Genomic DNA, 19,997 nt, shown 5'->3' on the forward strand with positions numbered 1-19,997 from the left:
CGGGCGACGTTGCGGGCCGGGGTGCGGTTGGCTGGCGGAACTGCGGGGCCTTGTACGCGTACAGCACGAGCGACTTGGGCAGCACAAGGTTCAAGAAGCGGTCGAGTGTGCGTGTCAGCTTCGGCGCCTCGGTGATGTCCCACACGAGCAGCCGGTGGTATGCCTTCACCAGCCAGTGGTTGTCATCTTGGGGACCCACCACACAGCGCAGCCACCAGTACGGCGTGTGAAGGCCATGCGCGCCGTGGCTGTCGCTCACCGAGAGCCCGGCGGCGGACAGTTTCGCCCGCAATTCGACTGAGCCGTAGATGCGGACATGGCCATCGGGCACTGCGGGCGCGTGATAGTCGCTGCTGAGGGCCCAGCAGACACGCTCCGCGGCTTTGGCGGGGACGGTGATTGCAATGGTCCCGCCGGGGCGCAGCACCCGGGCGAGTTCGGCGATGGCGGCTTCGTCGTCGACGATGTGCTCGAGCACTTCCGCAGCGATAATGCGGTCGAAGGCGCCGTTGGGATATGGCAGCGCTGTCGCATCGGCCCGGACAGCGTGATTCGACGCCGAGCCGCTGTCGTCGTTGTGGTCGGTGGCCTGGTTTGCACTATTGCCGTTGCCTCGGCCGCTTGGCGCCTCGAGGTCGGCCTGTGTTGCCATGGCCGCGAACATCGCGGTCACCGAGCGCAATTCGGCGTGGTCCCGATCCGAGGCCACCGTGACGCAGCCACGGCGCGCGCTCTCGAAGGCGTGGCGGCCCGCGCCGCAGCCGAGATCCAGCACCCGATCGCCCCGCCGGGCCCCGAGACGTTCATAGTCGACGGTGAGCATCAGCGTCTAGGAGGCCGAGCGCAGCATCCGACGCTGTCGAGCGGGTGAGCGCTGGCCGGGTGAGGGCTGGCCGGCCAGCAGTGCCCGGTAGTGCTCGACGGTGTGCTGAGCGGTCGCAGTCCACGAGTAGTTGGACTTCACCCGCTCACGACCTGCCGCGCCGACCGTGGCGCGCAGGCTGGGCTGGCTGAGCGCCCAGCCGATGCGCGCTGCGAGCGCTTCGGTGTCGCCCGGCGGCACCTGCAAGCAGGTCTCGCCGTCGGGTCCGGTCACTTCGGGCAACGCGCCGCCGGTGGTGGCGACGAGCGGAACGCCGCACGACATCGCTTCGATAGCGGGGAGCGAGAAGCCCTCGTACAGCGACGGCACCACCGCCAGCTGGGCCTCGTTGTACAGCTCGACAATGCGTTCATCGGTCACGCCGCTCACGAATTCGACGCTGCCGCGCAAGCCGAGCTCGTCGATCATCCGGCTTGCAGCCGAATCATCCTTCGGACGCCCGATGACGACGAGGTGCAGCTCGGGATCTTCGGTGCGGAGCTTGGCGAGCGCCTCGAGCAGGTACGCAAGGCCCTTCATCGCAACATCGGCACTGGCTGTGGTCATCAGCCGTCCCCGCACCGGCAAGGAGTCGGGCAGTGGGCGGAAGTGCGCGGGATCCACTCCGACGTGGGTGATGTGCAGGCGTTCGGGACGGACGCCGTGGTCCGCAACGATGTCGTCGAAGCTGTTGCGCGACACCGTGACGATGCGGTCGAGTCGCTTCGCCACCCGCGATTGCATCTTGGTGAAGGCGTAGAAGCGGTTCAGCGCGAAGCGCTTGCCCGATGTGGGCGCGTGGGCTGTCTCGAGCCGCCGGTCGACGGTGATGGGATGGTGGATCGTGCCGAGGACGGGCATGCCGGCGCGGCGCAGCCAGTCGATGCCGTAGCCGAGGCACTGGTTGTCGTGGACGAGGTCGAAGTCGTCGATGCGGCCGCGCAGTGCCGCAAAGGCCCGCAGGCTGAACGTCAGCGGCTCGGCAAATGACGCGGTGCACGTGATGGCCCACTCGAGCACGTCGATCGGGGAGCGGAACTCAGCGAGCTTCGGGACCCGGAACGGATCGGGCATTCGGTACAGGTCGAGGCTCGGCAGCTCGGTGAGCTTGATGCCGGGTTCCAGATGCGGGTAGGGAGGACCGCTGAACACTTCGACGCTGTGCCCGAGGGCTGAGAGCTCGCGTGACAGGTGCCGGACGTAGATGCCCTGGCCGCCCACGTAGGGGTGTCCGCGATAGGTGAGCAGGGCAACTCGCAGCGACCCCGACGCCGCGGCGCGCGAGGTCTGCGCCCGTCGGGTCTGTGGGTCGGCGACCATTGCAGCCTCCGCCCGCCGGCGAGGCCTGTGGGGGTCAACCTTGTCGTGGGGTCGACCTGATTCGCCGCGGGTTGGGTGAGGCTACCGGGGACCCGTCCCGCGATTTCCGGATCCGATGGAAAGTCACTTCCAGAAGGAGCACAGCATGTCACCTGCCCTACAGCAGATGGTCCTGTCGGTCGCGGGGTTGGAGTCGGCGGCGCCGGGGCCACACATCGGTCACCGCTCCTGTGACCTTGAAGTCAGGGAGGTCGTGCGACGGTGGCGTGAGGAGAGTCGACTCGGGAGCCCGGTGTGAACCGCCGTTGCGGTTCGAGGTCGCGGTCGGTGGCAGTCGTCGCTCCGGGGACAGCGCGGGGTGTGGTCAAGGGCTGCGGGCAGAGACCGGTGCGGGTGTGGCCGTGTCGAACTCTGATGGAGGCTGGAGGCGGGGGCGGCCGTTGAGTGGGGTGTCGATTTTGGTGTCGTGGTGGTGGAGGTCTTTGTGGCAGGGCGTGCACAGCGACGCGAGGTTCGGCATTTCGGTGAGGCCGTTGTTCTCGAAGTATTGGATGTGGTGGGCTTGGGTGTGCTCGCTGGTGAGCTCGCAGCCGATGCAGCCGCCGTCGCGCACAGCGAGGACGAGCGGTTGGGCGTCGCTGGCGTTGCGTGAGCGGCCCAACGCAAGTTCGGACCAGTCCGCGCTGAACACCGCGGCCAGAACTTTGGCGTCCACGGCGTGCTCGGCGAGCTGTCGCGCCGACAGCGGCGTGCCGTCGTCGAGGCGGGGGTTGGCGAGCCGGTCGTTCACAGCGTCGTAATCCGCGATGATCAAAAGGTTCGTGGCTGCTCGCCGCGTCTTGTCGGCGCCGGCGATGAGGTCGCTGATCGCGTCGGCGGTGAGATGGGCCCGCGTCGGCTCGCCGCTGCCGCCGCTGCCGCCGCTGCCGCTGCCGCTGCCGCCGTCACCGCCGTTGGTGTTGTTGTTGAAGTTGTTGTCGTTGTTGTGGTGGCGTTGTGATCGCACGGCGGCTTGGATAGCGGCGCTGACCTGTCGTCCGGTGATGAAGTCGAGCTTGGCGTGCAGGTGCCACATGCCGTCGTCGCCCATGCGCATCGAACCCGAGCGCTCGAAGCGCTGCAACGCGAGCTCCGCGTCGATGGGGCTGAGCCCGGCCGCGGCGGCCTCGGCTTCGAGTTCGGCGTACACCGCCAGGCTCTCATAGGCCAGCGGATTGCGGGCCACGGTGTCGGAGGGATAGGTGCGGCACAGCTCCAAGAACTCGTCTTCGCTGCGGCGATGCTTCTTGGGAGCCTCGCGTGCGATCACCTTCGCATGCGATGTCTGGATCTGCCCGCACTTGAGCGCGTCGAGCGTGGCGGACAGGTCGTGTTCGACCAGGCTTTGTGCGAGCCGGGACTCCGCGCGTGCCTGGGCGGAGTTCATGCGGGTGAACTCGCGCAGCTGCCACGCCGCGGACTGGGAGCCGCAACGCGACGTCATCTCGCCCAAAGCAGCCAGATACTCGCCTTCGACACGGGCCCGCAAAGCCACGAGACCCATGACCCGGTCCTCCAGATCGCTGTTGCTCAACGCCCCAAGATCGACACCGGCAACGCCATCGCGCCCCGTGTCGACCGCACCGGGCACATGGACAGCGTCGCCGGCCGAGCCGACTGCGTGCGCCGCCGCTGCGTCGTCGCGGATGCGATGCCCAGGCGAGTCGATGAACATGGACAGAGCATACACACGTTCGCTATCAATCACAAACACTCGTACGCATCAATTTCTGAAATTCTTCGGCAATCGTCGCCACGACCGACGGACATGACAGGTTCACCGGCACCCAACCCAGCAAGACGCCCGAACGTGAGCTACAAGCGAGCACAACGCCAGCAATGAACGCCCAACACCGCAAGAGCGGCCCGACCACAGCGAGCTCTTCCACCCTCACAACCCACACTTGACATCTATGGGGACGTCCCAGAGTGGTTTAGTCCGCAGAAACCGCACTACCAGAGGCGATCTGCCCACAGACCACTGCACGCCATCGGCCGGTACCGTTCGCACCGCATGGTTGACGCCCCAGAGACCGTCGAAACGGCCGCCGGTCCCCTCCCCGCGGATCACCCCAGCCGTCGACTGGCCGACAGCGCCTACCTGCGAGCAGCACGCTGTGAGCCGACGCAGCGGGTGCCCGTGTGGTTCCAGCGCCAGGCGGGACGATCACTTCCCGAGTACCGGGCGCTGCGCGGCTCCGGCAGCATCCTGGACGCCATCGCCGACCCGGCAACCGCGGCGGAGATCACGCTGCAGCCCGTGCGGCGCTACGGCGTGGACGCAGCGGTGCTGTTCTCTGACATCGTCGTGCCTGCCGCCGCCATCGGATTCGGCATCGACATCGTTCCGGGCGTCGGCCCCGTCGCACCCGAACCGCTGCGGCGTCGCGCCGATCTCGATCGCCTGCCGCCCCTCGATCCCCAGGCGCACACGCCCCACGTGATCGAGACCGTGCGCTTGCTCGCTGCGCAGCTCGAAGTGCCGCTCATCGGCTTCGCAGGAGCACCGTTCACGGTGGCCAGCTACCTCATCGAAGGCCAGCCGTCCCGCCAGCATCTGCTGACGAAGGCGCTGATGCACGCCGATGCGGCGCTGTGGCACGACCTCATGGAGCGGCTCGCCGCGATAGCGGTGGCGTCGATGCGGTCCCAGGTGCTCGCGGGCGCCAGCGCCGTGCAGTTGTTCGATTCGTGGGCGGGGGCATTGGCACCCGCGGACTATGCCGAATTCGTGGCGCCGCACAGCAAGCGGGTGTTCGACGAGCTGGCCGACCTGGGCGTGCCCCGTGGACATTTCGGCGTGGGCACCGGCGAGCTGCTCGACCAGATGGCCCAAGTGGGAGCAGACGTTGTCGGAGTCGACTGGCGCGTGCCGCTGGGCTTGGCGCGCCAGCGTGTGGGGCCCGGCGTGGCGCTGCAGGGCAATCTGGACCCAGCGCTGTGCCTGGTCGATTGGCCGACGGTTCGCACCGCCGCTGATCGCATTCTTGGCGAGGGCACCGCTGCGCCCGGCTACATCTTCAACCTGGGCCACGGCGTGCTCCCCGAGACCGACCCGTCTGTGCTGGAGCGCCTGACAGACCATGTGCATGCGTACCAGCCGACGCACGCAAGCCAGCACGAGTGAGCGAGCGGGGGCCTCGTCATGGCACCCAGTAGTCATGGTGACCTGTAGTCATGGCACCTAAGCGAGTCGTCGTGGTCGGCGGCGGCATCACCGGGCTGACTGCTGCGTACCGCCTGCTGCATCCCGCTGACGCCGGAACTGCGGTGCCCAGGGTGGTGCTGATCGACAGCGCCGAGCGCCTGGGCGGCAAGATCCTCTCGACTCCCTTCGAAGGCCGGCTCGTCGACGAGGGCGCCGATGCGTTCTTGCTGCGGGTGCCCTGGGCGATCGAACTCTGCGACGAGCTGGGAATCTCGGCCGAACGCATCTCGCCAGCGGTCGGCGGTGCTTCGGTGGCGCATCTGGGCGTACACGGTCCGCAGCTCACGCCCCTTCCTGATGGGCTGGTGGGCGGGGTGCCCACGCGTCTGGGACCGCTGGTGCGTTCCCCGCTGCTGGGTCTGGCGGGCACGCTGCGCGCCGCAGCCGACTATGTCCTGCCGCGCCGGTTCACCACACGCCGAGCAGGTCCCGACGGGATCGACAGGGTGACAGAGGGCGTGCGCGCCACCTGGCGCTTGCGTCTCGAGTCCGCCAGCGTGGGTGACATCGTGCGCTCCCGGCTGGGAGCGGCGGTGGCGTCCCGGGTGGTCGACCCGCTGCTCGGCAGCATCAGCGCGGGGGACATCAACCGGCTGGACGCAACAATGTCGGCGCCGATCCTGATCGAAGCGCTCGGACGCAGCCGCTCGCTCATGCGGGGGCTGCGCGCGATGCAACCGGCTCCCGCCGCACGTGCTCCAGGTGCCGCCGGTCCGGCACCGATTTTCGGCAGCTTCGAAGCCGGGATGGGTCGGCTGGTCGAAGCACTGGTGCAGCGGCTTGACGGATGCATCTTGCGGCTGGGCGCCCCGGTGGAAGCAATCCGGCGCCCCGGAACACGGTTCGCTGTGGACACCGGGTCCGAGGTGCTCGCCGCAGACGCAGTCATCGTCGCTGCACCCGCCCACGCGGCGGCCCAGATGCTGCCGGGCGCGCCCAACGCAGCAGCTGCGCTCGCGCGCATCGGTTACGCGTCGGTTGCGGTGTTGACGCTCAGCGTGCGCCCCGATGCCATCGAAGCGCCGGCCGAGGCCGGCTTGCTGGTCACCCGAGACATCGGCTGGCTGACGACGGCGTGCAGCTACGCGTCGGCGAAGTGGCCGAAGTGGTCCGACGCCGACAACAGCGACGCCGGCAACAGCGACGCCGGCAATGGGGGCAACGGGGGCATCCCGAACGCCATCCTGCGTGTCTCGGTCGGCCGGTATGACGACGACCGCCACACGCGCCTGGGTGACCGCGAGCTGCTGGAAACTGTGGTGGGGGAGCTGTGTGGCCTGGCGCCCCTGCGAGGGCTGCGCGACCCCGCGGCAATCACGTCGTGGCGCGTCTCACGCTGGGAGCGGTCGCTGCCCCAGTACGTGCCGGGTCACGGACATCTCGTCGAGTTCATCGAGAGCGCACTCGCCCGCGAACTCCCCGGCGTGTTCGTGGCTGGTGCGGCCTACCGGGGACTTGGCATCCCCGCATGCATCCGGCAAGGCAACGAAGCGGCAGCAGCAGCGGTGCAGCACCTCGGCTCGGGCCGGCCCGTCGCCTCGCCGTGAGCCGGACGTTGCGCCGAACGCGGCTGGTGCGTCTCGCCCTTGCCGGTGTGCTGGGCGCGCTGACAATGCTGTCGCTGCCGCCGTGGGGGCTGTGGCCGCTGGGGCCGGTCGGCTTCGGCCTTTGGCTTCGCTTCTGCGATCCGGGCCCCGACGGCGGCCGCTGGCGAGATCGTCTGGCATCCGCGTGTGCCTTCTGGCTGGGCGCCTACCTGCTGGGCCTGTTCTGGATGACCGAGCTGACCGTGCCCGGCTGGGCCGCGGCGCTGCCGGTCGAGACCCTCATCATGGCGTTGCCGACATCGATCATTGCCACGCGCGGAACGTGGCGAATGGTCACTGCAGCCGCAGCGCTGGTGGTGGGCGAGGCGGCACGTTGGACCGTTCCCTTCGGCGGCGTGGCCATGTCGAACCTGGCGTTGGGCCAGGTCGACGGTCCCTGGCTGGCGGTGGCGTCGGCGGCGGGATCCCTCGGAATCATCGCCGTCGTCGGCGTCGGAGCGGTCGTCGTCGAGCGCCTGTGTGCACGCGAATGGGTGCAGGTGTGGCAACCAGCCCTCGTGCTGACGGTCGTGTCGGTGGCCGTGCTGGCCGTGCCCGACACCGCAGTCAGCGCCACGATTGACGCGGCGGTGGTACAGGCCGGCGGCGAGCTGGGCACCGATGTCGGAACACCGCAGCGCAGCGTCCGGCTGCGACATCTGGCGACCACCGCGGAGTGGTCGGGCACTGCGGATCTCATGGTGTGGAGCGAAAGCAGTACATCCAGCGACGGCCCGCTCGAAGAGTCACCGCGTCTCGCAGAGCTCGAGGCGCTCGCGTCCGAGCGCGACCTCGTGCTTGTCGCCAACTTCTACGAGCGCACCGCCGATGAGAGTCCCCCACGCTTTCGCAACGCGACAGTCGCGGTCGGCCCGTCTTTTGGCCTGACCGATCGCTACGACAAGGCCCACCTCGTCCCGTTCGGTGAGTACGTGCCGCTGCGCGGCCTCGTCGAGCCGTTCGCCGACCTCTCGCTGATCGCGCGTGAGGCGATCGCCGGCGAGGGTCCCGGCGTTGTGAAGACGCCGCTGGGCGACGTGGCCGTCGCCACGTCCTACGAGATCTACTTTCCCGGCCTTGTGCGCGCTGGTGTGCGAGCCGGCGGCAGCATCGTGGCCAATCCCACGCTGGCTTCCTCGTACCGAAGCTCGGTGGTGCCCTCCCAGTCGCTTGCAAGCGCCCGGCTCCGGGCGGTCGAGACCCGCAGATGGGTCCTGCAAGCCTCGACCACGGGATACAGCGCCATCGTGGCGCCCGACGGGACGGTCATCGCGCGCAGCGAGCTGCGCGAACCGGCGGTGCTGGTGGCTCCGGTCGAGCTGCGTACGGGCACGACGCCCGCCGTCGCGCTGGGCATGTGGCCGCTCGCAATCGCCGCGGCTGCGGTCCTGGCGTGGCGCGGTCTGCGCTTGGGCGACAACTAGCCTTAGCAGGCCGTTTTTCGGCGGATGAGTCCTGTGAGGCAGGTTCGAGACACAGCGTGAGCCATCCTGAAATCTCCGCAGAACAAGCCCAAATTGATCGGGCGTACGAGCTGCTGGAATCGTCGCGGCAACGCGCGACACGGCTGCGTGACATGGTCGAAGTAGGGCGCGGCGGCACGACACAGGCGCGGTTCGAACGAGATGTCATCGAGGAAGCCGTGGTCGGGCGACTCAGCCAGCTCGAACTGGGCTCCTCCTCGTTGGTGTTCGGACGCATCGACCGGCCGTCGAAGGCAACTGCGGCAAACGAGCCGGCACAGCAGCCCACCTTGACCGCATCGAACGAGACCTTCTACATCGGCCGGCTGGCAGTCGCCGACGAGCGTCGAGAACCTGTTGTGGTCGACTGGCGGGCGCCCGTCGCCGAGCCATTCTTTCGTGCGACTGGCGGCGATCCGCTCGGGCTCCTGCGACGCCGCCACTTCGTGTGTCGAGGACGCGAGCTGGCGGACCTCGAGGACGAGGTGTTCGATCTCGACGCGTTCGGCGACACTGCGAGCCCCCAAGGTTCGGGCCACAACGGGCTGACCGCCCACGGCGCGCTGTATGCAGCGCTCGAAGAGCACCGCGACGGTCAGCTGAAGCAGGTCGTTGCCACGATTCAGGCCGAGCAGGACGAGATCATCCGCAGTCCGCGAAAGGGCATTCTCGTGTGCCAGGGCGGGCCGGGCACCGGCAAGACGATCGTGGCGCTGCACAGAGCCGCGTACCTGCTGTACACGTACCGGTTCCCGCTGGCCGGCCAGGGCCTGCTGGTGGTCGGCCCGAACCGGCTGTTCCTGCGCTACGTCGAGCGTGTCCTGCCCAGCCTCGGCGAGGTCGGCGTGCACCTGTTCGTGCTCGCCGACCTGTTCAACGAGCTGTTTCCCGAGGTCCGGGTGCGCCTCGGCGACGCGCCCGAGGTGGCGCGTACCAAGGGTGACGCCCGCATGTCGCAGTTCATCGCCAACGCGCTGAAGGACCGACAGCGCAAGCTCCGTCGCGGCCTGCGGCTGGACTTCGGGCTGGGATACCTGACGCTGCGGGTCGACGAGTCCCGCGCCATCGTGTCCGAGGCCCGCCGACGGTTCCGTCACCACAACGCAGGCCGCGCCTACGTCGAGCAGGAGGTGTACGCGGCCATGTCGGCGTCGCATCGGCGCCGGCCCGACCCCGCAAAGCTGCGCGAGCGCTTCTCACGGCACCCCGATGTGATGGCGGCGTTCGAGCGCATGTGGCCGCTGCTGACGCCGGCACAGCTGCTGCGCGACCTCTACAGCTCGCGGGCGCTGCTGCGCTCGGCCGCCTCGGGGCTCCTCCCCGAAGCCCAGTGGGAATCGCTCTACCGGCCCCGCGGCGACAGCGAGGCCTCCTACCAGTGGAGCGACGCGGACGTGCCGCTGCTCGATGAGGCCTACGCACAACTCGGCCCGCAGACCCGCTCGAAGCGACGGCGGAACGACAGCGGCATTCGCACGTACGGTCACATCGTTGTCGACGAATGCCAGGACCAGCCGCCGATGGCGCTGCGCATGATCGCCCGCCGATCGCTGAATGGCTCGATGACCGTGGTCGGCGACATCGCCCAAGCCACGTCCGCGCACGCTCCGACCGACTGGCACGAAGTGCTGGCCCATCTGCCGGCAGCCTCAGTGGCGCCCCGGCTGGCCGAGCTGACGCTCAGCTATCGGATCCCTCAGCCCAGCCTCGATCTCGCGAACCGTGTGCTCGCCGCAACGGCTCCACAGCTCGCACCGCCAGCAGCGGTACGCATCGCGGGCGCACCGCCCCGATTCGTGGCCGCAGACGCCGAAGCCATCGCATCCGCAGTCTCCCAAGTCGTCAAAGAAGAGACCGAAGCGCTCGGCGGCGGGAACCTGCTCGTCGTCTCGCCGTCAGGGCTCATCGACGAGATCACTTCGGCGTTCACAGAGGCCGGATTGGATTTCGGCCGTGCCACCGCTGCAAGCCGCAACACCACCGGAGCGCTGCACCCGCGCGTCACGCTGGCGCCCGTTCGCCTCTGCAAAGGACTCGAGACCGACGGGGTGGTGGTCGTCGAGCCCAATGCCATGGTTGCCGAAGAGCCCCAAGGCTTGCGCGCCCTGTACGTGGCGCTGACCCGTGCCACCAAGCGCGTCGCGGTGGTCTGGTCGCAACCGCTGCCTGAACCGCTCCATGCTGGCGCTGCCGCGTGCAACACTGACGCAACCGCCGCAACAACTGAGAGAGTCTCGGGAGATTCACATGGCTGACGTCACGGTGCAGGTATTGAACAACGGACCGCTCTTGGTCAAAGGAACCTGCGCGGTCACTGACCACGAGGGCAACACCGTCGCCGACAGCGACTCGGTGGTGGCGCTGTGCCGCTGCGGCATGTCGTCCTCGAAGCCCATGTGCGACGGCACCCACAACACTGGCTTCGACGGCACGCTCAATCCGCCCAGCTAACGCGCCTCGCCGTCGGTCGCACGGCGGCCCGCTATTCGCGCATGACATCGGCCTCGAGCGTGTGACCTGATTGCGTCGAGTCGGCACTGGGCGTAGCTGCGCGGCTCGGCGGCATCGGGGCGCTGCGCACGTTGACGGTTTGTGTCGTGCAGCCGATTGTCTCCCGCTCTCGTTCGGTGCGCTCGTGCCACGATTCGCTGCCTATCCGCTTGGCCTCCAACACGTATTCGGCACTTTGCAGCACTCTTATGGCGGAGTTGCGCCGCTTGGCGCGCTCGCGGTGTGCGTGATCGGCTTGGATTGTCGGTGATTCGAATGCGCACACCATCCACCTCTGACGACGTCGCAGCCGGGCGGCGCAACAGCCATCCTTCGCTGAGCGCGTTCTCGACGCCGACCGCGGAGTGGTTCGCGACGACGTTCGCTGCGCCGACGGAATGCCAGGTGGCCGGGTGGCGCACCATCGCTGACGGCCAGCACTGTCTCATCGCGGCGCCCACCGGCTCGGGCAAGACCCTCGCAGCGTTCCTGTGGGCCATCGACCGGATCATGAGCGAACCCGAGCCCGCCCGAGCTGAGCGCACCCGGGTGCTGTACCTCTCGCCGCTGCGAGCGCTCGCGGTCGACGTCGACAAGAACCTGCGGGCACCGCTGCGCGGCATCAGCTTGGCGGCCGAGCGCCTCGGCATCGAGGTGCATTTGCCGACGGTCGGCGTGCGCACCGGGGACACCAGTGCGGCGGAGCGGCGGCGGCTGGTGACCCGGCCGCCCGACATCTGCATCACGACGCCCGAGTCGCTGTACCTCATGCTGACGTCGCAAGCGCGCGAGACGCTGCGGTATGTGCGATGGGTCATCGTCGATGAGATCCATTCGGTCGCGGCGACGAAGCGGGGCACGCATCTAGCGCTCTCCTTGGAGCGACTGTGCGAGCTGACTGCGGACAAGACCGGAGGGGCTCCTCAGCGCATCGGGCTGTCGGCAACGCAGCGGCCGATGTCCGAAGTCGCGCGGTTCCTCGGCGGCACCGACCCGCTCCGTCCGGCGGATCGACACGTCGAGATCACCGACGTCGGCATGACCAAGCAGCTCGACGTGGAAGTGATCGTCGGGGTGTCGGACATGGGCGACCTGGCCGCAGCCAGTGCCGCGACAGGCCCCAGCGGCCGCGTCGTCGAACGCGCCGATCCCGACGACGATTTCGCACCGCCGGCGCCATTGGGAGCGTCGTCGTCGGCTACTGCGGCGCCATTGGAAGTGCCGGCGCCCGCGGACGCAGCGGTGCCATCTGAACCGGCGACCGCGGAGCTACAACCCCCTGCCCAGACCCACTCCAACAGCATCTGGCCCGCCATCCACCCACGTCTGCTGGCGCTAGTGGAGGCCCACCGCTCCACGATCATCTTCGTGAACGCTCGCCGCCTCGCCGAGCGATTGGCAACACGTCTCAACGAGCTGCACCTCGATGGCCTGAACCGGGCGGCCGAGGCCGAGGGCACTTCACCCCCGCCGGGTGCCGAGCTGGTGCGAGCGCACCACGGCTCGCTCAGCCGCGAACAGCGGCTCGCGATCGAAGACGATCTGAAGGCGGGCCGCGTCCGCGCCATCGTTGCCACGTCATCGCTGGAGCTGGGTATCGACATGGGCGCCGTGGACCTGGTGATCCAGGTGGCGTCGCCGGGCTCGGTCGCATCAGGACTGCAACGGATCGGCCGTGCGGGCCACCAGGTCGGCGAGCCGAGCGTCGGGAAGATCTTCCCGCGCCACCGGGGCGATCTCGTCGAGGCAGCCGTCGTCGCGCAGCGGATGCACACGGGTGAGATCGAGTCGATCCACTACCCGCGTCAGCCACTCGACGTACTGGCTCAGCAGATTGTCGCGATGGTCGCAGTCGACGACTGGGCGGTCGCCGACCTGCTGGCGGTCGTACGCCGCTCTGCGCCGTACGAGCAGCTCAGCGAAGAGGTGTTCACGGCCGTGCTCGACCTGCTCGCCGGCCGCTACCCCTCCGAGGAGTTCCGCGAGCTGCGGCCGCGCATCGTGTGGGATCGAACCGCGGGAATGCTGCGAGCCCGCCAGGGTGCCGGACGTCTGGCAGTCACCAACGCCGGCACCATTCCGGACCGGGGTCTGTACGCCGTGTTCACCACTGACGGCTCGCGCGTCGGCGAGCTCGACGAGGAAATGGTGTACGAGGCGCGCGTGGGGGAGACGTTCCTGCTGGGAGCATCCACCTGGAGGATCGTCGAGATCACCCACGAGCGCGTCGTGGTCACGCCCGCACCCGGCGAGCCGGGCAAGATGCCGTTCTGGCACGGCGACGGTCCTGGCCGGCCGCTCGAACTCGGCCGCGCCGTCGGTGCCTTCATTCGTTCCGTCGCCGATGAGCTGCCCGCGAATCTCGAGGCTGAGTTGACGCGCCTCGATACCGAGGCCGGGTTGACGCGCCTCGAGGCTGGGTCAGCTTCGGCTGATGCCGAGTCCAAACGCAGCACCACGGCCCGTCTGGTCGAACGATTGCAGCGCGATCACTGCCTGGACCGCACCGCAGCGTTGAACGTCCTGCGGTATCTCGATGCGCAGCGCGCCGCGACCGGCGTGGTGCCCGACGATCGCACGATCGTCGTCGAGCGGTTCCGGGACGAGATCGGCGACTGGCGTGTGTGCATCCTGACCCCGTTCGGCGCCAGGGTCCACGCGCCGTGGGGCATCGCCCTGCAGGCGAAGTTCGCACAGGATCCCGCCGTCGCTGGCGACGCCCCAGTCGAGCTGCTGTGGAGCGACGACGGCATCGTGCTGCGCCTGCCAGACGTCTGGTCACCCGACGATTGGCACGACGGCGGCCCAGCGGGGAACGGGTCGGTGTGGGATTCGCCATCCCCCGATGCTTCCGGTGCGGGCGGGCCTCGCCTCGACGGAACAGACGTAGCGCTCGACCCCGACGAGGTGCGTGACGCCATCGTCGCCCACTTGCCTTCCACTGCGCTGTTCGCGTCCCGGTTCCGGGAGGTGGCGGGCAGGGCGCTGTTGCTGCCGCGCCGCCGGCCCGGTGAGCGCGTCCCGCTGTGGCAGCAGCGCCAGCGCTCGGCGGGCCTGCTGGAGGTGGCGGCGAAGTACCCGAGCTTCCCGATGCTGCTCGAGACATCACGCGAGTGCCTGCAAGAAGTCTTCGACGTGCCGGCGCTCGCCGAGGTGCTGAGCGACATTGCTTCTCGCAAGATCCGCATGGTCACCGTCGACACCGATGGCGCGTCGCCCATGGCGCAGAGCCTGCTGTTCGACTGGATCTCGGTCTTCATGTACGGCGGCGATGCGCCGCTGGCCGAGCGGCGGGCCGCGGCTCTTTCGCTGGACCGCGAGCTGCTCGCCGACCTGCTGGGCACAGAAGAGCTGCGCGAGCTGCTCGATGCCGAAGTGCTGGCCGAATTGGAACTCGAGCTGCAGCGTCTGGCCGACGGCCGCCGTGCTCGCAGCGTCGATGAGTTGGCCGACGTGTTCGCCCGCGTCGGCGATCTCACCGCCAACGAGGTGGCGCACCGGTGCCAGTCCGACCCGCCTGACCTGCCCGACGAGTCCGACGTGTCTGATGAGTCCGACGTGTCTGACCCGTCTGACCCGTCTGACCTGTGCGACGTGTTCGACCCGTCTGATCCGCCTGCCCCGTCTGACACGTCCGATGAGTCCGATCGGCCCGGTGCATCGCCAGCAGAGCGCTGGCTGGCCGAGCTGGTGGCGCAGCGCCGGGCAATCGAGGTCCGCATCGCGGACGAGACTCGCTACATCGCCGTCGAGGACGCCGCCCGGTGCCGCGATGCACTTGGCTGCGCATTGCCGGTGGGTCTGCCCGCGGCCTTTACGACGCTGCCGCTGCCGCTGGGTGCCGCGGCGATCACCGATCCGCTGGACGAGCTCGTGGCCCGCTTCGCCTCCACGCATGTGCCGTTCACCGCCGAGGCGCCCGCGGCTCGCCTCGGTGTGCCTCTCAGCCGGATCACCGCGTCGCTGCACCGGCTCGAAGCTGCGGGCCGCCTCACGCGGGGCGCATTCCGGCCCGACGGCACCGGCACCGAGTGGTGCGACGTCGCGGTGTTGCGATCCGTGCGCAGGCGCTCGCTGGCCCGGCTGCGCCGAGAGGTCGAACCCGTCGAGCCCGATGCCTTCGCACGGTTCCTGTGCGCGTGGCACAGCGTCGACCGGCCCCGCGGCGGGCCCGACGCGCTGGCCGATGCCATCACGCAGCTGGCAGGCGCGCCGCTCGTGGCCTCCACGCTCGAAACCGATGTGCTGCCGACGCGTGTACGCCACTACAGCCCGGCCGATCTCGACGCTCTCATCTCGGGTGGCGACCTGGTGTGGATGGGCGCCGGTGCGCTCGGGCCCAACGACGGACGCGTGCGCCTGTACTGGCGCGACGAGATCGCAATGCTCGCACCACCGCCCAGCCCGCCGTCCACACCGCCGCCCAGCCCGCCGTCCGAGCTCGACACCGACGACGGTGATGCGAGAAGCCCGGATCCCATCTCGCAGGCCCTGCTGAACCACCTCGCCCAACGAGGAGCGGCGTTCTGGCCCGACCTGTTCGCAGCCGCAGCCGCAGCCGTGGCGCTGCGAGATGACGACGGTGACGACTCAGGCTCCCGCAGCGGATCGCTTCAAGGGCTCTCGGCGACGAGTCCGGAATTCACCACCCGTGTGCTCACGGCGTTGTGGGATCTGGTGTGGGCCGGGCTCGTCACCAACGACACCTTCGCCCCACTGCGCGGCCTGGGCCCCCGCAAGCGTCGTGCCCCCAAGTCGGCGAGCGCGCGCAGCCGCCACGCACCACGGCACCGACGCACTGGTGTGCTGACGCGCTCGGGTCCAGTGCCGGGATCGGGCCGCCGACCTCGCCCGGGCCGTCTGCGCGCCGGGGGGCCTCCCACCGTTGCCGGGCGCTGGTCCTTGGTGGCACTGCTGCTTGAGCCTGCACCGACCCCCACCGAGCGGGCGCACAGTGCAGCGCTGGCCCTGCTCGAACGCCACGGCATCGTCACTCGCCCCGGAGTGCTCGCCGAGGGCCACCCAGGAGGCTTCGCAGCCGCGTACGGCATTCTGCGCGCCCTCGAAGAGCGCGGCAGCGTCCGCCGCGGGCACTTCGTGGAAGGCCTCGGCGGGGCACAGTTCGCGACAGCCGCCGCAGTGGAGCGGCTAAGAGACCACCGCGAGTCGCCCTCGCCGAGCGCGCAGTCCGCAACGCCTGCGACGCGCGCCGCATCGCGACCCCCAGATGGCCCCGAAGCCGGCGTGGTGGTGCTGTCGGCAACCGATCCCGCGCAGCCCTACGGCGCTGCACTGAGCTGGCCGCCGTGCGATGGCCGCCCCAGCCGAAGCGCAGGAACCCAGGTGGTGCTCGCCGACGGCGTCCCCCTTGCAGTCCTCGACCGCGGCGGGCGCACCCTGCACACCTTCTCAACGACAGCCACCGATCTCCGATGGATCACAGCGCTGCTGTCCGCACTCGCCATCGGTCGAATCCGCAAGGTCGAGCTGGCCCGCATCGACGCTGTCCCCGCAGCCGACCACCCACTGCACGAAACCCTGCTCGCCAACGGCTTCACCCCCGGCTACAAGGGCCCCACCCTTCGAACCTGAGAAATATCTGAACATTCGCAGGCGGACAGCGTCCGTAGAGTTGCCCGCTGGCTGGCGACCCCTTGGAGGCTCAGTGTCCGTGCAAGCTCCGCCCATTCACGCTGCGGCCCGCGCCGTTGCGGCATCGAAGATCTATGGCTCGGGTGACACCACCGTGCGCGCCCTCGACGCCATCGACGTGACGTTCGAACAAGGCCGGTTCACGGCGATCATGGGCCCGTCGGGCTCGGGCAAGTCCACGCTGATGCACTGCATGGCCGGACTCGACACGGTCACATCGGGTCAGGTGCTCATCGGCGATGTCGATCTGTCGCAGCTGTCCGAGCGCGATCTGACGCTGTTGCGTCGTGACGCCGTTGGGTTCGTCTTCCAGGCGTTCAACCTGGTGCCGACCCTGTCCGCGATCGAGAACATCACCTTGCCGATGGACCTCGCCGGTTCCAAAGGCGACAGCGAATGGATCGACGAGGTCGTCGACGCCACGGGTCTGGCCGATCGGGTGCGCCACCGTCCCAATGAACTGTCAGGCGGCCAGCAGCAGCGCGTCGCGGTGGCACGGGCACTGGCCGGGCGGCCGCAGATCATCTTCGCTGACGAGCCGACCGGCAACCTCGACTCCAACACCAGCGCGGAAATCCTGAGCTTTGTGAAGCGGGCCGTGACCGAGATGGGTCAGACCGTGGTGATGGTCACCCACGACGCGGTGTCCGCTTCCTACGCCGACCGGGTGGTGTTCCTCGTCGACGGCAAGATCGTGGACGAGCTCGCCGACCCGACACCGGAGCGCATCCGCGCACACATGAACCAGCTCGGCGCCTGACCGGCGTTCAACGAGACGAGCTGTCGCCATGCTGCGCCTGGGCCTGAAGTCGCTTCTAGCCAACAAGATCCGGTTCGCGCTCACCGCGAGCACCATCACCATCGGCGTTGCGTTCGTCGTCGCAGCGTTCGTGACTGCCGATTCGCTGCGTGGCACGTTCGGCGATCTCGCCGAGGACATCAACACCGGCACAGAGTTCACGATCCGGGGACAGCTGGCCTTCGGTGACCTCACCGAGGGCAACGCGCCGCCCGTGCCCGAGAGTCTGGTTGAACGCGTCCTCGCCGTCGACGGCGTCGCCGCGGCAGAAGGCGGCTTCTTCGTCGATGGCGTCATCCCGGTCGACGGCAGCGGCAAAGCGGTCACCTCGTTCGGGGCGCCTGTTGCTGGTTCGAACTGGACCGTCGATGACGAGATTTCCCAATACTTCCTGATCACCGGTGAGAAACCGGTCGGGATCACGGAATTTGCGCTCGATGCGGGCACCGTCGCCGACTACGACTTCGAGCTCGGCGGCGACTACGAGGTCATCACGCCGACCGGACCTCGCACGTTCACGCTGACCGGCACGATTCAGTTCGGCTTTCCCGACAATGCGGGTGCCGGCGCGACGTTCTCGCTGTTCGACAAGCAGACAGCGCAGGAAGTCCTCGGCTACGGCGACGAATTCGACCAGATCGGCGTGCGCGTCGAGCCAGGAGCAGACCTCGCAGCGGTCGAACAACAGCTCGCTGCCGTGCTGCCTGACGGCGTCGAGATCATCAGCGCCTCCGACGCCACCGAAGAGTTCAGCGACGCCTTCGAGACCTTCATCGGGCCGCTGCAGACCATCCTGCTGGCGTTCGCCTTCGTGGTGCTGTTCGTCAGCGCGTTCATCATCTCGAACACGTTCAACATCGTGCTGGGCCAGCGGATTCGCGAGCTGTCGCTGCTGCGGGCCGTCGGTGCGACGCCTTGGCAGATCCGCAGGTCGGTGCTGACCGAGTCGCTGGCCATCGGCGTCGTCGCTTCGGTCGTGGGCCTGGGGCTGGGCATGGCGGGTGCGCTGGGGATACGTGCAATCTTCTCGACGTTCGCCGCAGGGCTGCCGTCGGGATCGCTGCCGCTCAGCTTCCGGACGGTGATCTGGGCAGCCGTCGTGGGCATCGGCTTCACCGTGGTGGCTTCACTGGTGCCCGCCATCAAGGCCTCGCGCATCTCGCCGATGGCCGGCCTGCAGGAGGAGTACGCCAGCACGTCCCGGCAGGGCAGCGTGATGCGCCCCGTCGTCGGGGGGCTGCTGCTGGCAGCGGGCCTGGCGCTCACCGGGTGGGCACTGTTCGGCGACTTCGACGGTGCAACGCCTCAGCTGATCACCCTCGCCGCCGGCGGCGCGATCGTCTTCATTGCTGTGGCCGTGCTCAGCCCGTTGGTTGCCGGAGCCATCGTGGGCGCCATTTCCCGGCCGTTGCCCGGGTTGCTCGGCACGCCCGGGCAGCTCGCACGCAACAATTCGATCCGCAATCCTCGGCGCACGGCGGCCACGGCGGTCGCGCTGACGATTGGCCTGTCGCTGGTGACCATGGTCGCAGTGATGGCTGAGTCGCTGAAGGTGTCGTTCGGCGAGAGGTTCAGCACAGCGGTGACGGCCGACTTCGTCATCACCGCCAACACCCAAGCCGGTCTGCCCAAGCCCGCGGGTTCCGATCTTCGTGCAGCAGGCCTCGGCACAGTCGTCGGATTCGATTTTGACCGGGTGGAGCTTGCGGGACTGAGTGACGTCGACGGGATCGTCACCGAGCTCATCACCGATGTGACGGCGGTCCACGTGGCAGGACTGGCCGAGGTCGCCGACCTCGACATCACCGCCGGCTCGCTCGGCGGATTCGACCCCGCAGCGGGCTTGCTGATCCATGAAGATGCTGCTGCCGACTACGGCCTCGACATCGGCGACGAGGTGGTACTGGGCTTCGTGAGCGGTGATGAGCGGGTGGTCTCGGTGGAGGCCGTCTTCACCCGGAATGCACTGTGGAGCAACTGGATCATCGACCAGTCGTTGTACGCGGAGGTGTCGACGACGTCGTTCGACGACATCTTGCTGGTGGCGACCACGATCGACGATCCCGAAGCCGCCAGAGCAGCGGTCGACCGGGTGCTCGAGACCTATCCGCAAGCCGACGTCGACGACCGCCAGGAATTCCAGGCCGGCATCGAGTCGAACCTCAACACGGTGCTCGTGATTTCCACGGTGTTCTTGGGGTTTGCGCTTCTTATCGCGCTGATCGGCATCGTCAACACCTTGACGCTGTCGGTGTTCGAGCGCACCCGTGAGATCGGGCTGATGCGCGCGGTGGGCATGACCGGCCGCCAGCTCCGCCGAATGATTCGATGGGAAGCCGTCGCGGTCGCCTTGTACGGGGCGCTTGTCGGCCTGGTCCTCGGCTTGGCATTCGGCATCGCCACGATCGCCGCGATCCCCGACGACATCATCGGCACCGTGGCTGTGCCGATTGTGTGGCTTGTCGTGTTCTTGGTGCTCTCACTGGTGTTCGGGCTGATTGCGGCGCTGTTCCCAGCGTTCCGGGCGAGCAGGATGAACGTGCTCGCCGCCATCGCGGACGAATAGGCCACCGACGAA

The 19,997-nt window shown here is 68.5% G+C and carries 12 protein-coding genes; 8 read left to right on the forward strand and 4 right to left on the reverse strand.

All coding sequences use genetic code 11. The features are described from left to right. The 3 genes from ACOOHB_RS01465 to ACOOHB_RS01475 all read right to left on the reverse strand — a co-directional run. A partial coding sequence (locus ACOOHB_RS01465; protein ID WP_420443057.1) for a class I SAM-dependent methyltransferase occupies positions 1-823 on the reverse strand: 823 nt, incomplete at its 3' end. Between the two features lie 6 nt (positions 824-829). Continuing rightward, positions 830-2,182, reverse strand: a complete 1,353-nt coding sequence (locus ACOOHB_RS01470; RefSeq protein WP_420443058.1) for a glycosyltransferase family 4 protein — start codon at positions 2,180-2,182, stop codon at positions 830-832. A 364-nt stretch (positions 2,183-2,546) separates the two neighbouring features. Continuing rightward, complete coding sequence (locus ACOOHB_RS01475; protein WP_420443059.1) at positions 2,547-3,896, reverse strand: HNH endonuclease signature motif containing protein; 1,350 nt, start codon at positions 3,894-3,896, stop codon at positions 2,547-2,549. Positions 3,897-4,235: 339 nt separating this feature from the next. Here ACOOHB_RS01475 and hemE point away from each other — a divergent pair, with 339 nt between their 5' ends. From hemE to ACOOHB_RS01500, 5 genes are read left to right on the forward strand one after another with little or no spacing between them, the layout of a single operon-like run. Further along, positions 4,236-5,348 carry a uroporphyrinogen decarboxylase gene (gene hemE / locus ACOOHB_RS01480; RefSeq protein ID WP_420443060.1) on the forward strand — a complete coding sequence of 371 codons (1,113 nt, stop codon included), beginning with the start codon at positions 4,236-4,238 and terminating at the stop codon, positions 5,346-5,348. Between the two features lie 50 nt (positions 5,349-5,398). Beyond that, positions 5,399-6,976, forward strand: a complete 1,578-nt coding sequence (hemG, locus tag ACOOHB_RS01485) for a protoporphyrinogen oxidase (RefSeq protein WP_420443061.1) — start codon at positions 5,399-5,401, stop codon at positions 6,974-6,976. Next, entirely contained in the window at positions 6,973-8,439 is a 1,467-nt protein-coding gene (gene lnt, locus ACOOHB_RS01490; protein ID WP_420443062.1) for an apolipoprotein N-acyltransferase, read from the forward strand. Before hemG ends, lnt begins: the two co-directional genes overlap by 4 nt. A gap of 56 nt (positions 8,440-8,495) precedes the next feature. Further along, on the forward strand, positions 8,496-10,733 hold the full coding sequence (locus ACOOHB_RS01495) for a HelD family protein (RefSeq protein ID WP_420443063.1): 2,238 nt from the start codon (positions 8,496-8,498) through the stop codon (positions 10,731-10,733). Then, on the forward strand, positions 10,726-10,929 hold the full coding sequence (locus tag ACOOHB_RS01500; RefSeq protein WP_419921901.1) for a CDGSH iron-sulfur domain-containing protein: 204 nt from the start codon (positions 10,726-10,728) through the stop codon (positions 10,927-10,929). Before ACOOHB_RS01495 ends, ACOOHB_RS01500 begins: the two co-directional genes overlap by 8 nt. 31 nt (positions 10,930-10,960) lie before the next feature. On the opposite strand, the gene ACOOHB_RS01505 is transcribed toward ACOOHB_RS01500, so the two are convergent. Then, a complete protein-coding gene (locus ACOOHB_RS01505; RefSeq protein ID WP_420443064.1) occupies positions 10,961-11,254 on the reverse strand; it encodes a hypothetical protein in 294 nt (97 codons plus the stop codon). On the opposite strand from ACOOHB_RS01505, the gene ACOOHB_RS01510 reads away from it, so the two are divergent. The 3 genes from ACOOHB_RS01510 to ACOOHB_RS01520 all read left to right on the forward strand — a co-directional run bounded on the left by ACOOHB_RS01510 (position 11,245) and on the right by ACOOHB_RS01520 (position 19,985). Beyond that, the gene (locus ACOOHB_RS01510) at positions 11,245-16,560 is read left to right on the forward strand and encodes an Lhr family helicase (protein ID WP_420443065.1); all 5,316 of its coding nucleotides are present in this window, start codon (positions 11,245-11,247) and stop codon (positions 16,558-16,560) included. The two genes, ACOOHB_RS01505 and ACOOHB_RS01510, sit on opposite strands and share 10 nt — an antisense overlap. Positions 16,561-16,633: 73 nt before the next feature. Further along, entirely contained in the window at positions 16,634-17,380 is a 747-nt protein-coding gene (locus ACOOHB_RS01515) for an ABC transporter ATP-binding protein (protein ID WP_420443066.1), read from the forward strand. Positions 17,381-17,408: 28 nt separating this feature from the next. Continuing rightward, positions 17,409-19,985 (forward strand): ABC transporter permease, encoded by a 2,577-nt coding sequence (locus tag ACOOHB_RS01520; protein ID WP_420443067.1) that lies wholly within the window; start codon positions 17,409-17,411, stop codon positions 19,983-19,985. Positions 19,986-19,997 lie beyond the last annotated feature (12 nt).

It is taken from the genome of Candidatus Poriferisodalis sp. (assembly GCF_965215815.1).
In the GTDB taxonomy this organism is placed as follows: domain Bacteria; phylum Actinomycetota; class Acidimicrobiia; order Acidimicrobiales; family Poriferisodalaceae; genus Poriferisodalis.

Coding starts and splice junctions, on each gene's coding strand:
- ACOOHB_RS01470 (WP_420443058.1), bottom strand. CDS start 2,182: ATGGTCGCCGACCCACAGACCCGACGGGCGCAGACCTCGCGCGCCGCG.
- ACOOHB_RS01475 (WP_420443059.1), bottom strand. CDS start 3,896: ATGTTCATCGACTCGCCTGGGCATCGCATCCGCGACGACGCAGCGGCG.
- hemE (WP_420443060.1), top strand. CDS start 4,236: ATGGTTGACGCCCCAGAGACCGTCGAAACGGCCGCCGGTCCCCTCCCC.
- hemG (WP_420443061.1), top strand. CDS start 5,399: ATGGCACCTAAGCGAGTCGTCGTGGTCGGCGGCGGCATCACCGGGCTG.
- ACOOHB_RS01500 (WP_419921901.1), top strand. CDS start 10,726: ATGGCTGACGTCACGGTGCAGGTATTGAACAACGGACCGCTCTTGGTC.
- ACOOHB_RS01510 (WP_420443065.1), top strand. CDS start 11,245: ATGCGCACACCATCCACCTCTGACGACGTCGCAGCCGGGCGGCGCAAC.
- ACOOHB_RS01520 (WP_420443067.1), top strand. CDS start 17,409: ATGCTGCGCCTGGGCCTGAAGTCGCTTCTAGCCAACAAGATCCGGTTC.